The following is a 16,224-nucleotide window of genomic DNA, read 5'->3' on the forward strand; positions in this document are numbered from 1 at the left end:
AAGTTATTATTTTCTTTGTGCCGTAAGCATCGTGCTGCTCATAACGTCTCCGTTTTTCTTGTAGGTTTCTTGTTTAACCATGCCAATACCTTCTGCTAGCCAAACTCTCGATGGATAAACCTGGTTAGCCATCATCATTTTAGAACGGTTTTCACTATATAAAACAAAACAATCGTATGTGCCTGCAGTAGTAGTTACACTTTCTTTTTCCTCAACCTTTCTATTCGTCATATCAACGGTCATGTTCATATTAATACCGCTCATACTGATCTTCATGGCAACATTGGCATCTTTAAGGTTTTGTCCTACACTTAGCTTATTGGGTATTTCAATATCATTACCGGATATCTCAATATCCATATCACCATACTGTTCCATCATTTCAGTAGGTAGTAGAGATTCGTAATCTAAAGTGACCATATTGCCAGTACATGTTAAATTGTAGCTTGTGCTATAAATATCTTTGCCTTTGTTGTCTTTTAAGTTTATAGACATGGTAGCGGTAGTGGTGTCGCCAGCATGGTTTGCTTCTGTCACCTTATAAGTGCTAACCCCTTCAACTTTGCCCTTTTTATTGTAATTGGTGTATTCCATCGAAACACCTTCGTTCATAGGGTAGAACGTGCTACAGTTGTCTTGTGCGGTAACGAATGTGATTCCGATTAAAAAGAATAATACGTTCAGTAATTTAATTTTCATTTTTATATAGTTAAGGTTCTGATTAATAACTATTTAAAAATACGTAATTCAAATTGTGTTTTCAGGGAATGTGTGTAGTTTGCAAATAAACATTTATAAATTAAGCAATCTAACGTGTCATCGTATTTTAAAAACTTTAATGCTGTTATCTTGGTCCTTATAAACGAATTCGACCTTCTTGTTTAAATTCATATCCGCCATATCAATTGCAGAACTTCCAAATACTGGAAAACTAGGGATTGGCTCAGCTTGACTATCGAACAGATATATTTTCTGATTTTGAATATCGGTTACTGAGACATAAATTTTATCGTTAAGATAGAAAATAGTGGGTTTGGTGTATACTCCTAGTTCAAGCTCTATTTTCTTGTTGCGAATCTTTAAAATATTGTCGTTCATTATTGCTAAAGTTCTTGAAGTAGCATCCATGCCATGGTCTTTAGCAAGATTCAAGTTACTTGAACTTATTTTTCCTTGAGAATCTACTTGATATAGAATACCATTATTAGAAGTAAAAGTGAACTTATTTTGATAAAGCCTTATTTCATTTTCAGAGAAAGAGAATTTATCCTTTATGTTAATTCGTGTTTTGCCAACTCTATTTGTAATTTTTAATTGACCATTTTCAAGCTTAAAAACGAGGTAGTCTTTATTACCAATTCTAAAATGTTGCGGGGCATCAAGAATATTGGCTTCTGCAGTATTATAGGTAAAGCCTTTGACGATATCACCTTTACTGTTAAACATGAAAACTTTTTTACCTTGGGTAACTACAAATCTGTAATTTTTACGACCCTCGTAGTCAAAAACTGCTAAAGAATTTAAATTGCCACCGGAATATTTTTTAGTAATCGGAGCAACTTCTTTACCATTTCTATCCAAGATTAAAAACTCGTTGTTCGTGGTAAATGCAAACTGTAGCTTCCCATTTTTAAAAAGGTCTACCTGTTGAATTTTACCTTGTACAGTTCCATTAAGTTGTTTTTTCCAAAGAACTTTACCGCTGCTTGAGATTAAGTAGAGCGTATTTTCTTGGTCTTGAACAATAATTTCTTTTCTGCCAGAGCTATGGTTGGTTACAAATTGGGGTAATGTAGCCAAGTCGGTATCAAATTGAACTTCAAATGCGGAAGAGACCGAGTTCTGTTCCTCTTCTTTCGTGTTTTTTTTGATTAAAAAATTGATATGAAAAAAGTCTGCATCAGCAATTAATTGTGATCCAAAAACATAGTCGTTCAGTTTACTCTGTTCAAAAGAATCTCCTAAAGTCTTGGATACCGATTCATTTAAGAGGAAAACAAAACCTTTCAAATTAGAAATAGACAATACACTGGCAGATGAGGTCAGTTTGTTTTCGGCATTTTTGAATAAAGAGGTGTTGTTAAAAGTGTCTTCTGTTTTTATTTTGGTAATAACAGATTCTAGCGTGCTCTGTGATTTAGAAAAGAGAAAAGTATTCTCTATAATACTGGCGTATTCAAAAGATTGTTCTCCGATCAAGGGAGTTAGTGGGTCAAAAATTTCAATATCAGATTTTAACCCCCAGATTTCGTTACTGCTAAATTCCTCCGTACTAATCTTCTCTTCATTAATATAATCTAATAATGTGGCGGTACCGTATGTTCTTAGAAACAAAATAGATTCGTTGTCATATTTGGTTATCCCAATTTCTTCTACAGTATTAAGTAATGAATCTAAATTTGTAGTGGCATGGTTGTTTAGGGTTTTGTTTTGAGTGTATTTTGTAAAATCATCTAATCCAAAAGATGTAAATGTGTTTGCATTACTGGGAGTAAAGTTCCATGTATTATTTTGAATTGGTTTAGTACCATTAAGTAGATTGAGGAACTGATTTTTGTCTGTATTTGATTCTGCTACGCCATTTAGAAGAATTTCGGTATCGTTAAAAGTTAGATCAAGGGTTATCCAACTTGTGAAATCTGCAATGTCTTTATTATCAGAAAGTAATTTATTGAATAGCAATTTTCCTCTCTCAATATCTATCCAAATATTTGCGACTTTTTCATCATCGGATACAGCGTAAAATCTTTTTAAGGATTCGTTTTTCAAAGGAGTGTCAAGAGAATTTATTATGCTTTCTAGTAAGGATTGAGAAGAGCTTAATACCCAATTTTTTTCTAAAAATGTACTGTAAAATGTATCCTTTTCAATTTCGTATCTGGTGACATTATAGTCGTTAAAAGAAAGCGTTTCTATGTTTTTGTTGGTTATGCTATCATGATTGGAAATATTTAGGCTATCTGTTGAAATATAGGTAAAATCTATTTTTGTACTATCGGCAGATAGGGCTAATAATCCTTTCGTTTTATTTGAAAAATGAGAAATAGGAGATAAAATGTTTTTTATAGTTACAAACGGCTTTTGCGATTCAATAGAATTATAAATCTCATTCGTAAAAAGTTCTTTACTAAGGGTTTCAAAATCATTTATTTTCAGAACTAAAGTGGCGTTACTGGGAGTTAGGTCTAAGATAGAATTCTCAGATTGCTTTTTAGATGTACAGGATAAGCTTAAAACAATAATTAAAGCATATAATAAAGTAAGCCTCATGCGAAAAGTTTATGCAAAGTTATACTATTTGTTAAATAAACTTTAGTTGTCTGCCAAAAGCTTAAAACTCATTCTGTGGTATTTTGTAGGACCGTATTTTTTAATGGCAGCTCTATGTTCTTTGGTAGGGTAACCTTTGTTTTTCTTCCAATTGTACATAGGGTATTCTTCGTGTAATTTTATCATGTAGGCATCACGTGCTGTTTTTGCCAGTACCGAAGCTGCGGCAATACTTAAGTACTTTGAGTCTCCTTTTATGATACAAGAGTGCTGAATGTCTCTGTAGGATTTGAACCTATTGCCGTCGACAATTATATATTCAGGTTTTTGTGACAATTGATCTATAGCCCGATGCATGCCCAAAATAGATGCGTTTAAAATATTGATTTCGTCTATTATTATAGGCTGAATATGTACTATTCCAAAACAAGTGCTTTCTTGTTTTATCAAAGGTTCGAGCATTTCTCTCTTTCGTTCAGATAAAAGTTTTGAATCTGTTAAAATTGAATTCTGGAAAGATTCTGGCAGAATTATTGCTGCAGCGGTCACAGGTCCCGCTAAGCAGCCTCTACCAGCCTCATCAGTTCCTGTTTCGTTAATATTTTTATAAAATTTAAGAAGCATTAAGAATTTTTTAACTTAAAATATTGAATTTTCAATAACAAATTAATGTTAATTAATTGTTTTATTTTCAACAGAATCGCGATTTATTCGAAAAAAAAATAATAATAAGTGTTTTTTTAACATATATTTTTTTTGGGTTAATATAGCTTTTGGAATACTAAGCAAATTTTAAGACTTTTGGCGCAAGCTAATTCAAAAAACAAATTTTATGAAACAGAAGTTGACGTGGATGTTGACACCTTTGTTGGTGCTCTTCATGACATTTTCCTTTGCACAGGAAAAAACAGTGACCGGTGTTGTAACCGATCAAAACGGTTTGCCTTTACCGGGAGTGTCCGTTGTAGTTGTTGGAACAACTAACGGGTCTCAAACAGACTTTGATGGTAATTTTGCCGTTAATGCGAACGAAGGTGAACAATTAAGATTTTCTTACTTAGGTCAGAAAACAGTAACAATGACAATTGGTGTGTCCAGTACTATTAATGTACAAATGGAAGAAGATGCAGAAGCATTAGAAGAGGTAATTGTAACAGGTCAGGGTTCGGGTATTGCTCGTAGAAAACTGTCAACAACCGTTGATGTTTTAGATTCTGAGGAAATCGAAAAGTTGCCAGCGAATCAAATAGATCAGTTGTTACAGTCTACGACCCCAAGCGCACAGGTTAGGTTGAGTTCAGGTCAACCGGGTACAGCGGCCATTATTCGTACTCGTGGACCTATATCGGCAGCTTCATCGGCTACACCGGTTGTTATAATTGATGGTATTCGTGTAGATAACTTAAATTCAAACCCGCAATTAGGTATTGCTACAGGTGGTGCCAACGTGTCTGCTCTAGCGGATATTCCTATGGAATCAATTGAGAGAATTGAATATATTAAAGGTGGTGCGGCAACTACTTTGTACGGTGCTGATGCTGCTAATGGTATTATTCAGATTATAACGAAAAAAGGTAAGGATGGAAAAAGCTCTGCTTACTTTGAAAGTAGTGTTGGAGCTATTAAGGCGACCGAAGATTACTTGAGATATGATAGAACTGCCGAAGCAATATTTCAACCAGGTTGGTCACAGCAATATAGGGTTGGATTAAATGGTGGGTCTGATAAGTTTTCATACAATTTTGGTGGAAGTTTATATAAAGATGATAGCTATAATGATATTAACGAGCAAATTAGAAGAACATTTACTTTTGGTTTGACTGCTCGAGTAACTGATAAATTAAGGTACCAAGGCTCTTTTTCTTATGTGAATTTTGAGTCTAATCTTGATTATAATGCCAACACAAGTTTTTCTAGATTCTCTGGTATAGAAGGGTCTGCAAGAGGTGCTACGGATGAATTTACGGATTCAGAATGGCAAGATGAGCTTGCAAGGTACAGCCGAATAGGTCAGTTAGTAGATATATCAAGTACTACCAACCGTATTACAGCTTCAAATAAATTCATTTACGATATTAATGAAAATTTTCAGGTTAATGCAACTATTGGTATTGATAATAGAAATACGGTTCAGGAAGAGCTGTTAAGTAATGCTTTGCAAGTAGAGCTTGGTTCTGTTGCCGAAGGTACAACGGATCAAGGTGAGCTTACAAGAGTTTTAAGGTCGGCATTTACTTTAACGACAGATTTAAATCTAACTCATAAAGCATATACAGACAATTTTTCTTTTGTAAGTATTTTTGGTGGACAGTTCTTTAGAACTACAGATAGGCAAAATAGATTAAATGGTTCTGGTGGTGTTGATGGTACAAGGTCGTTAAACAATTTCTCTGAGCAGACTTTTTCTGATTTTGTATTGGAGAATGCTAATTACGGTTTGTATTTTCTGGAAAATATTGGTATTTATAATGTTGCTTTTTTAGAGTTTGGTGGTAGATTGGATAAGAACACCATTTCCGGACAAAATACTGATCCATTACTATTGCCTAAAATAGGTCTTACGTATAACCTTAGTGACCATGATTTTTATCAGAATGCCGCTATTAGTAATACAATATCTACGATTAAATTAAGAGCCAATTATGGTGAAGCGACTAATTTCGCACAGCCTTTTGATCAAGATAGGACATTTGCTCAAAATCCGTTTTTGGGTGGTCCGTCGTTTACATTCGATAATCCTGGTAATGACGAGTTAGTTTCGGAAAGAGTTAAGACAACTGAATTTGGTTTGGAACTTGGTTTTTTTAGAGATAGATTAACTTTCAGTGGTACAAGGTATATTGGAATTACCGAAGATGCTTTATTTACGCCTCAATCGGCTCCTTCATCTGGTCAATTGAATCAAATACAAAATATTGGAGAGGTTGAGAATAAGGGTTATGAATTGGCACTTACGGTAACACCTATTCAGACGGAGAAACAAAATCTTACATTAAATCTCTCATACAATACAAATGAAAACTTAGTTACCGATTCTGGAGGAGCCCCACCATTTGTTGTCGGTGGTTTTACGGTATTGGGTTCTGTTGTTGAAGAGGGGCAAAGCCTTGGTTATTTAAGAGGTACGGCTGCTGTACTTCAAGATGATGGTTCTTATGAATTTGAAGCTAATACTGCTTTAGGGGATACTTTCGCTCCTAATTTTGGGTCAATGGGATTAAATTATACCTATGGTGATTTTAATTTCTTTGCAACTGCAGACTACCAATTTGGAGGCAAGATTACAGACTTAAGTTTCTTGTTAAGACATTTGAGAGGAACGGATGATACTGGTATTCCTGAAGAATTGATTGGAACAACTTCTCCTTTTAACTATGTTAATTTCTTCGTGTTTGACAATGATTTCTTGAAGGTGAGAAATATTGGTGCTTCTTATAATTTTGGAGATATTGCGAAGCCTTTGTTTAGTAATATCAGATTAGGTGTTACCGTAACGAATCCATTTAATTGGACAGCAGGTAATTTTGATCCAGAAACTACAGGTTCTGGTATTGCGGCACAAAATGGTTTTGCTAGTGGAGGGTTTGCCTATGGTACAGAATCTGCTCCAAGAACATATATAGCTTCTTTAAGATTTGAATTTTAAAAAAAAATATTGTAAAAATGAAAAAATTAATAATAATTTCTACAGCCATCTTAGTATTTGGCTGTACAGGAGACTTCGGCGACGTTGTTGATTATAAAGAAGTTGAGAATCCTAATTTATCAGAGGCTTCGGTTGTTGGTCAGCCTAATTCAGCTTCGATTTGGCTTACTGGTCTTGAAAGGCAGTTGGCAAATGTCTTTAATGAGACTTTGGTGCTTTCAGAATTGGGTTCAGATAATTATGTAAATACCCAGACCTTTTTTAATCAGTTTATGGATGGATTGTTAATTCAGATTACCGATCCAGATATGAGAGATACTCAGAGACAAATTCAGCGCTTAAGAGAATTAGCGGTATTTGGTATTGGGCAAGTTGGTCCAGGTGATCCTAATTATAATGCTGAAATAGAGGCTGAGTTTAATTATTTTGAAGGAATATCTTATTTGTTTTCTGGAATGTATTTTTCTGCATTGCCTCAAGAGCCAGTAGGTGTGCCTGTTACTTCCAATGAGCATTATGTAAATGCAATTACCTCTTTGGATGCGGCAATAGCTTTAAATGCAAAGCCAGAATATTATTTGGCTAAAGCAAGAGCTAACTATTATTTAGGTAATAAGTCCGAAGCTGTTACCGCAGCTACGGCGGCATTATCTTTAGATGGTTCTTTTGATAGAGTGGCTATGTTTGACGAATCAAATGGTCCGAGTAATACTTTTGAAGATGCATTATACGAGAGAGCTACGTTTGACGATCTTCAGCCTCTTCCAACGCTTGATTTTGTAGATCCTAAGTATTCATTTTTAGATCCGAACGAGGATGCACCTGTTCATTATTTAAAAGCGGAAGAAGCTTATTTGATATTAGCTGAAGCGAATCTTTCTGATGATGATATTGCTGGTGCAAGAACAAATTTGACGGCTCTTTTAAATTTAATATCTACAAGGGAAGTGCGTAGTATTGATGATTCTATTGAGCAACGTTCTCAGGTAGACGAAGGTTCTCGACCTGATAATTCCGCTGTAGTGGTAAATGGTAGAGCAGGTCTTGTTTTGGACCGTCAATTAGGTGATATTGATGTGCCCTCGGTTTCTGGTACGTCATTAACCGCAGAAGATATTGCGGCTATGCAAGATGATGATGAAGGCTTGTCTTTAGTATATAGAACTAGGCAAGAGGTTTTTATTGCTGAAGGGTTACGTATGGTAGATATGGGTGTAAAACTTGTTATCGATGAAAATGAAATTTTGATTAATGAAAATATCAACGAAGGTGATTTGGGTACAACTCCGGTTGTTCCTTCTTTTATTTCTGCAGTTGTTGCAGATTTAGATGCGATTACTTACGATGCGGCTACAGGGGTAGCTACTACTGTAATAGATTTAAATGATATTCTTGTTGCAAATAAAACATCTGATCAAGTAGTTCCTTTTGAATAAACTTTATCTGTTAAATTGATGAAAGCCCCTATTTCTAATAGGGGCTTTTTTTATGGTAAACTTTCACATTTACTTAGCAACAAAAAAATTAACTTTGCAAGGGTAATAACTCTTCATGAAATATATACTTTTAGTTTTATTGTTTTTGACTACCGCAATTATATTTGGGCAAAATCCTCTTAAAAGACCAGAAAAAAAGAATGATTCACTTTCTTTGGATAAAAAAACAAAACCATTAAGCCCTAAGGATAAAATAGAAGTGGATTCGATAATCTTGTCTATTGAAGATTATAAAATTATTTCCTTTGAAAGAGATACTACATATCTAGACACCACCTTAACTATTCATAAAGAATACAAGTATAATTATTTGCGAGAGGATGATTTTGAGCTAATGCCATTTGGTAATATTGGTCAAGCATACAATGAATTGGGTGTTGATTTTGAAAGGGTAGCGAGTTATCCAAGTTTAGGAGCGAAGGCAAAAGATAGAAAGTATTTAGAGAAAGAGCAGATTAATTATTATAATGTTGCCACGCCAATGACCGAGTTGTTTTTTAAAACAACCTTGGAACAAGGTCAGCTCTTAGATGCGAATTTGACATTTAATACCTCCAGAAGGTTAAATTTCTCCATAGGGTATACTGGTTTTCGTTCGCTTGGTAAGTATAATGATATTCAAATAGAATCTGGAAATTTTATTACGACAGCAAATTACTTGTCTAAAAACGGAAGATATGCATTAAGGGCGCATATAGCTGCTCAGAATATTTTTTCTGAGGAAAATGGCGGTCTGTCCGATAAAGAAGAACAGTTTGAATCTGGTGATGAGGATTTTATTAATAGACCAAGGGTAGATGTTTATTTAGATGATGCAAGTAATAAAATATTAGGTAAAAGATATTACTTGGACCATACTTACAAATTAGTGAGAACTCAGTTAGATTCTACTCGTTTCGAAAAAACATCCTTGTCTTTAGGTCATACCTTTGATTATGAAACTAAATATTATCAATTTGTGGAAACAGCTAGTGACACTTTGTTTGGTGATGCTATTTTAAGCACTATTGATGATAAGGCAATTCTAAAAACCTTTTATAATGAAGTTAATGCTGAATTCTATAATAAAACATTAGGTAGGCTTACAGGGGGTGTTAATGTATATAATTATGATTATTATTTTAATAGTCGACTTACACAAGAAGATGGTACCGTTATACCAAGTAGATTAAATGGATCAGAGTTTGGGATAGTTGGTAAGTATGAAAAGCGAATAGGGGAATTCGATTTTAAAGCGGATTTAAAGTATAATATTTCAGGAGAATTAGCAGGAAACCTTTTTAACGTCTCGGCATCGTACGCCATTAATAAGAAGAATAAATTAAGATTCTCTTTGCATACCTCTAGTAGAATGCCAAATTTCAATTATCTATTATACCAAAGTGAATATCTCAATTATAATTGGAACAATAGTGAAGTGTTCGAAAAAGAACGTGCTAGCAGTTTAAAAGGGGAATTGCTTTCCAAAACTTGGGGTAATCTTATGGTTAAGTATAGTAATTTAGATAACTATACCTATTTCGCACCGGTTTCGGATGCCACTATTGATGATGATATGGAAAATGCATTCGTAAAACCTTTACAAGAGGGCAGTGCCGTTTCGCATTTAAAGGTGAAGTACGAAAAAGAATTCAAGGTAGGTATGTTTGCATTGAACAATACCGTTATGTATCAGAATGTAACTCAAGATACCCAAGTATTAAATGTGCCTCAATTGGTAACAAGAAATACCCTATATTTTTCTTCAGATGTATTTAAGAAAGCAATGTACTTGCAAACCGGTATTACCTTTAAATATTTCTCCAGTTATAACATGAATGGTTACAATCCTATACTTGGTGAGTTCTATGTACAGAATAAAGAAGAGTTAGGTGGGTATCCTTTATTGGATTTCTTTATTAATGCCCGTATAAAACAAACCAGGGTTTATTTGAAGGCAGAACACTTTAATGCTGCTTTTTCCGGGTATGACTATTATGCGGCACCAAATTATCCATACCGCGATTTTGTTATACGCTTTGGTTTAGTGTGGAATTTCTTTTCTTAATCTTTGTACTCTAGTCTGTAATGCATTGAAAATATGGGTGTTGAAAGAGTGCTTTTGGTTAACTTATTGGTTATCAAAACCTTAACTTTTAATGATTTTATTTATATAGTAACCTAATCAAAATCATGCAGTTATGTTTTGGTGAAAAAACTTTCGTTTTTTATTTTAAAAAATGGTTGTGTAATTAATAATAGTGTGTACATTTGCACCCCGCAAACGAGGAAGATGATTTCGGAAACGGGAGTAGGAAAAAGGTTCTTGGATATGTTGTTTAGGTCTGGCGAAAAAAAAGAAAATAATTTTTTTTCGATAAAAGTTGTCAGGTTAAAAAACAGTTGTATATTTGCAGCCGCTTAGGGAAACACCTAAGGGAAACGAAGTCGGAAAGTCATGGGATTTGAGGGCGGAGTGGATAGAAGTTCATTGAAATATTGTGGAGATAAGAATCGAGTTCAGGTGAGGACCTGGATGAGAGGAACAAGAATTAAGGAAACATGAAAATTCAGTATATGCCCAAGGGTATATATAAGGAATTGAATCGAGAGTCGGGGCCGGGATTGATTTGGACTTCGTTGGGACGAATATTTACAAAACAACGATGAAGAGTTTGATCCTGGCTCAGGATGAACGCTAGCGGCAGGCCTAACACATGCAAGTCGAGGGGTAACATTTGTGCTTGCACAAGATGACGACCGGCGCACGGGTGCGCACCGCGTATGGAACCTGCCTTGTACAGGGGAATAGCCCAGGGAAACTTGGATTAATGTCCCGTAGTACCGTGACCCGGCATCGGGATACGGTTAAAGCCTTCGGGCGGTATAAGATGGCCATGCGTCCCATTAGCTAGTTGGTAAGGTAACGGCTTACCAAGGCTACGATGGGTAGGGGCCCTGAGAGGGGGATCCCCCACACTGGTACTGAGACACGGACCAGACTCCTACGGGAGGCAGCAGTGAGGAATATTGGACAATGGAGGAGACTCTGATCCAGCCATGCCGCGTGCAGGAAGAATGCCCTATGGGTAGTAAACTGCTTTTATACGGGAAGAAAAAAGAGTACGTGTACTCTACTGACGGTACCGTAAGAATAAGGACCGGCTAACTCCGTGCCAGCAGCCGCGGTAATACGGAGGGTCCGAGCGTTATCCGGAATTATTGGGTTTAAAGGGTCCGTAGGCGGGCCGATAAGTCAGGGGTGAAAGTTTGCAGCTCAACTGTAAAATTGCCTTTGATACTGTTGGTCTTGAGTTATAGTGAAGTTGCCGGAATATGTAGTGTAGCGGTGAAATGCATAGATATTACATAGAACACCGATTGCGAAGGCAGGTGACTAACTATATACTGACGCTGATGGACGAAAGCGTGGGGAGCGAACAGGATTAGATACCCTGGTAGTCCACGCCGTAAACGATGGATACTAGCTGTTCGGGGCCTTGAGTCTTGGGCGGCCAAGCGAAAGTGATAAGTATCCCACCTGGGGAGTACGTTCGCAAGAATGAAACTCAAAGGAATTGACGGGGGCCCGCACAAGCGGTGGAGCATGTGGTTTAATTCGATGATACGCGAGGAACCTTACCAGGGCTTAAATGCATATTGACAGGTCTAGAGATAGATTTTCCTTCGGGCAATTTGCAAGGTGCTGCATGGTTGTCGTCAGCTCGTGCCGTGAGGTGTCAGGTTAAGTCCTATAACGAGCGCAACCCCTACCGTTAGTTGCCAGCATGTCATGATGGGGACTCTAACGGGACTGCCGGTGCAAACCGTGAGGAAGGTGGGGATGACGTCAAATCATCACGGCCCTTACGTCCTGGGCCACACACGTGCTACAATGGTAGGTACAGAGAGCAGCCACGTCGCAAGGCGGAGCGAATCTATAAAACCTATCACAGTTCGGATCGGGGTCTGCAACTCGACCCCGTGAAGCTGGAATCGCTAGTAATCGGATATCAGCCATGATCCGGTGAATACGTTCCCGGGCCTTGTACACACCGCCCGTCAAGCCATGGAAGCCGGGAGTGCCTGAAGTCCGTCACCGTAAGGAGCGGCCTAGGGCAAGATCGGTAACTAGGGCTAAGTCGTAACAAGGTAGCCGTACCGGAAGGTGCGGCTGGAACACCTCCTTTCTAGAGATTGTCCTTTAAGGACGGTCCCTGACGAAGTAAAGAATCGGAATAACGGTCCCGGTCTTTTGATTTAATAATGTTTTCGCTTTAAGAATTGTTCGAAAAAAATAATCTCCATAATTATGATATATAAGTAATTGCTTTTTCCAAAAAAGGTATTTATACTAAGAGGAAAGAGTAGGGACAGTCCCATAGCTCAGCTGGTTAGAGCGCTACACTGATAATGTAGAGGTCGGCAGTTCGAGTCTGCCTGGGACTACAAAAAAGGAATTCGTTTAGAGATAAGCGAAACGTTCATATATTGAAATATTGAAGGAAATTTTAGAAGTTGTGCTACCTGTCAACTGTAAACTGGCAACTGCCGACTTATAGAATGGGGGATTAGCTCAGCTGGCTAGAGCGCCTGCCTTGCACGCAGGAGGTCATCGGTTCGACTCCGATATTCTCCACATTACAATTGACAATGTTCAATTAACGATAAACAATTTTAGATTGTTCATTGTTGACTGGTAATTGTTAACTGTTCAACGTTCATTGACATATTGGAACAGGAGGTAATACATTTAGGTGTATTATCGACTAAAAAAGAAAGAAACACGAATCTTTATTAAGTAAAGAGTACGAATAAGATATAATAGATTAAAGATCTGGCGACAAGCTGGAAAAGGGCGTATGGGGAATGCCTAGGCTCTCAGAGGCGAAGAAGGACGTGATAAGCTGCGAAAAGCTACGGGGATCGGCACACACGATATGATCCGTAGATATCCGAATGGGGCAACCCGGCATATTGAAGATATGTCATCCAGTAATGGAGGTAAACCCGGGGAACTGAAACATCTAAGTACCCGGAGGAGGAGAAAACAAAAGTGATTCCGATAGTAGCGGCGAGCGAAATCGGATTAGTCCAAACCGTACATGTTCCGGCATGTGCGGGGTTGTAGGACCACGACATTCGAGATGTGATGAACTAGAACGCTTTGGAAATAGCGACCATAGAGGGTGATAGTCCCGTATAGGCAAAGAGCATTTAGATAGTGGTATCCTGAGTAGTGCGGGGCACGTGAAACCCTGTATGAATCCGGCGGGACCATCCGCCAAGACTAAATACTCCTGAGAGACCGATAGTGAACCAGTACCGTGAGGGAAAGGTGAAAAGAACCGTGAATAACGGAGTGAAATAGATCCTGAAACCATACGCTTACAAGCGGTCGGAGCCCATATGGGTGACGGCGTGCCTTTTGCATAATGAGCCTACGAGTTACTTTTACTGGCAAGGTTAAGTTCTTCAGGAACGGAGCCGTAGCGAAAGCGAGTCTTAATAGGGCGCCATAGTCAGTAGTAGTAGACGCGAAACCGTGCGATCTACCCATGGGCAGGTTGAAGCTGTGGTAACACATAGTGGAGGACCGAACCCGTTGACGTTGAAAAGTCTTGGGATGACCTGTGGGTAGGGGTGAAAGGCCAATCAAGCTCGGAAATAGCTCGTACTCCCCGAAATGCATTTAGGTGCAGCGTGTAGATAGTTTTATAGAGGTAGAGCTACTGATTGGATGCGGGGGCTTCACCGCCTACCAATTCCTGACAAACTCCGAATGCTATAAAATGTTTCTGCGCAGTGAGGGCATGGGTGCTAAGGTCCATGTCCGAGAGGGAAAGAACCCGGATCACCGGCTAAGGTCCCAAAGTATATACTAAGTTGATATAACGCGGTGGAACTGCATTGACAGCCAGGATGTTGGCTTGGAAGCAGCCATTCATTTAAAGAGTGCGTAACAGCTCACTGGTCGAGCGGTTCCGCATGGATAATAATCGGGCATAAGTATATCACCGAAGCCGTGACTTCATATTTATATGAGGGGTAGGGGAGCATTGTAACTGCGTCGAAGGCGTACCTGCGAGGGATGCTGGAGCGGTTACAAACGAAAATGTAGGCATAAGTAACGATAATGCGGGCGAGAAACCCGCACGCCGAAAGACCAAGGTTTCCCCAGCTATGCTAATCAGCTGGGGGTCAGTCGGGACCTAACGCGAACCCGAAGGGGATAGTGGATGGACAACAGATTAATATTTCTGTACCTGCTCACGCTAAAAGTGACGGAGGCGAGAAGTTGGTGCGTACAGACGGAATTGTACGTTGAAGGGAGCGGTAACGCCCCGATAGTACACCGAGACCACGGTCAAGGTGATAATCCAGCATATCGACTTCCAAGAAAAGCGAGTGAAGCAGCCCGTACCGTAAACCGACACAGGTGGTTGGGATGAGTATTCTAAGGCGCTCGAGAGATTCATGGCTAAGGAACTAGGCAAAATAGACCCGTAACTTCGGGAGAAGGGTCGCCCCCTTATGGGGGGCCGCAGTGAAGAGGTCCAGGCGACTGTTTATCAAAAACACAGGGCTCTGCAAAATCGAAAGATGAAGTATAGGGCCTGACACCTGCCCGGTGCTGGAAGGTTAAGAGGAGATGTCAGCTTCGGCGAAGCATTGAATTGAAGCCCCAGTAAACGGCGGCCGTAACTATAACGGTCCTAAGGTAGCGAAATTCCTTGTCGGGTAAGTTCCGACCTGCACGAATGGTGCAACGATCTGGACACTGTCTCGGCCATGAGCTCGGTGAAATTGTAGTATCGGTGAAGATGCCGGTTACCCGCAGTGGGACGAAAAGACCCCGTGCACCTTTACTATAGCTTCGTATTGACCTTGGTCAAGCAATGTGTAGGATAGCTGGGAGACTTTGAAGCTGCATCGCCAGGTGTGGTGGAGTCATTGTTGAAATACCAGCCTTTGCTTGTCCGGGGCCTAACTCTCAATGAGAGAACAGTGCGTGGTGGGTAGTTTGACTGGGGTGGTCGCCTCCAAAAGAGTAACGGAGGCTTCTAAAGGTGCCCTCAATACGGTTGGCAATCGTGTGTAGAGTGCAATGGCACAAGGGCGCTTGACTGAGAGACATACAGGTCGATCAGGTTGGAAACAAGAGCATAGTGATCCGGTGGTTCCGCATGGAAGGGCCATCGCTCAAAGGATAAAAGGTACGCCGGGGATAACAGGCTGATCTCCCCCAAGAGCTCATATCGACGGGGGGGTTTGGCACCTCGATGTCGGCTCGTCACATCCTGGGGCTGGAGAAGGTCCCAAGGGTTGGGCTGTTCGCCCATTAAAGTGGCACGCGAGCTGGGTTCAGAACGTCGTGAGACAGTTCGGTCTCTATCTACTGCGGGCGTTAGAAATTTGAGTGGATCTGACTCTAGTACGAGAGGACCGAGTTGGACTGACCGCTGGTGCACCAGTTGTTCCGCCAGGAGCATCGCTGGGTAGCTATGTCGGGATCGGATAAGCGCTGAAAGCATATAAGCGCGAAACCGGCCACAAGATGAGATTTCTTTAAAGGGCCGTGGGAGATGACCACGTTGATAGGCTATAGGTAGAAGGGCAGTAATGTCCGTAGCCGAGTAGTACTAATTGCCCGTCAGGCTTGCGCATACGTACGCCCTTCCCTTGCGGAGGGGCGGACGACGATCTTTAACCTCTTTCTTTTTATACCGAAACATACTTTATATTATAAGTGCTTCTTTCCTTTATAGGATCCTGTTCCATTCATGTCAACGATATTGCGGCGAAGGCCGCGGTCGGGAAAACCCGATTCAA

General features: G+C 39.3%; 6 protein-coding genes, 2 tRNA genes and 2 rRNA genes. 7 read left to right on the forward strand and 3 right to left on the reverse strand.

Annotation, left to right across the window (positions count from 1 at the left end; genetic code table 11):
* Positions 1–6 precede the first annotated feature (6 nt).
* From SJY30_RS17945 to SJY30_RS17955, 3 genes are all read right to left on the reverse strand, one after another.
* Positions 7–699, reverse strand: a complete 693-nt coding sequence (locus SJY30_RS17945; RefSeq protein ID WP_396633474.1) for a hypothetical protein — start codon at positions 697–699, stop codon at positions 7–9.
* Positions 700–816: 117 nt separating this feature from the next.
* On the reverse strand, positions 817–3,270 hold the full coding sequence (locus SJY30_RS17950) for a ribonuclease HII (protein ID WP_396633475.1): 2,454 nt from the start codon (positions 3,268–3,270) through the stop codon (positions 817–819).
* 42 nt (positions 3,271–3,312) lie between these two features.
* Positions 3,313–3,894: a ribonuclease HII gene (locus SJY30_RS17955; protein ID WP_396633476.1), complete on the reverse strand. Its 582-nt coding sequence runs from the start codon at positions 3,892–3,894 to the stop codon at positions 3,313–3,315.
* A gap of 208 nt (positions 3,895–4,102) precedes the next feature.
* Between SJY30_RS17955 and SJY30_RS17960 the strand changes: the two genes are divergently transcribed.
* From SJY30_RS17960 to SJY30_RS17990, 7 genes are all read left to right on the forward strand, one after another.
* The gene (locus tag SJY30_RS17960) at positions 4,103–6,916 is read left to right on the forward strand and encodes a TonB-dependent receptor domain-containing protein (protein ID WP_396633477.1); all 2,814 of its coding nucleotides are present in this window, start codon (positions 4,103–4,105) and stop codon (positions 6,914–6,916) included.
* Positions 6,917–6,933: 17 nt separating this feature from the next.
* Positions 6,934–8,352, forward strand: coding sequence for a hypothetical protein (locus SJY30_RS17965; protein ID WP_396633478.1), 1,419 nt, complete (start codon positions 6,934–6,936; stop codon positions 8,350–8,352).
* Positions 8,353–8,467: 115 nt separating this feature from the next.
* Positions 8,468–10,459 (forward strand): putative porin, encoded by a 1,992-nt coding sequence (locus SJY30_RS17970; RefSeq protein ID WP_396633479.1) that lies wholly within the window; start codon positions 8,468–8,470, stop codon positions 10,457–10,459.
* A 595-nt stretch (positions 10,460–11,054) separates the two neighbouring features.
* Positions 11,055–12,581, forward strand: a 16S ribosomal RNA gene (locus SJY30_RS17975).
* Between the two features lie 185 nt (positions 12,582–12,766).
* Positions 12,767–12,840: transfer RNA gene (locus SJY30_RS17980), tRNA-Ile, on the forward strand.
* A 116-nt stretch (positions 12,841–12,956) separates the two neighbouring features.
* Positions 12,957–13,030, forward strand: a tRNA-Ala gene (locus SJY30_RS17985).
* Between the two features lie 201 nt (positions 13,031–13,231).
* Positions 13,232–16,059, forward strand: a 23S ribosomal RNA gene (locus tag SJY30_RS17990).
* The 16S and 23S rRNA genes sit together here with 2 tRNA genes alongside, the layout of an rRNA operon.
* The last annotated feature ends 165 nt before the right edge of the window (positions 16,060–16,224 follow it).

It is taken from the genome of Maribacter sp. R86514, assembly GCF_044597005.1.
Lineage (GTDB): Bacteria > Bacteroidota > Bacteroidia > Flavobacteriales > Flavobacteriaceae > Maribacter.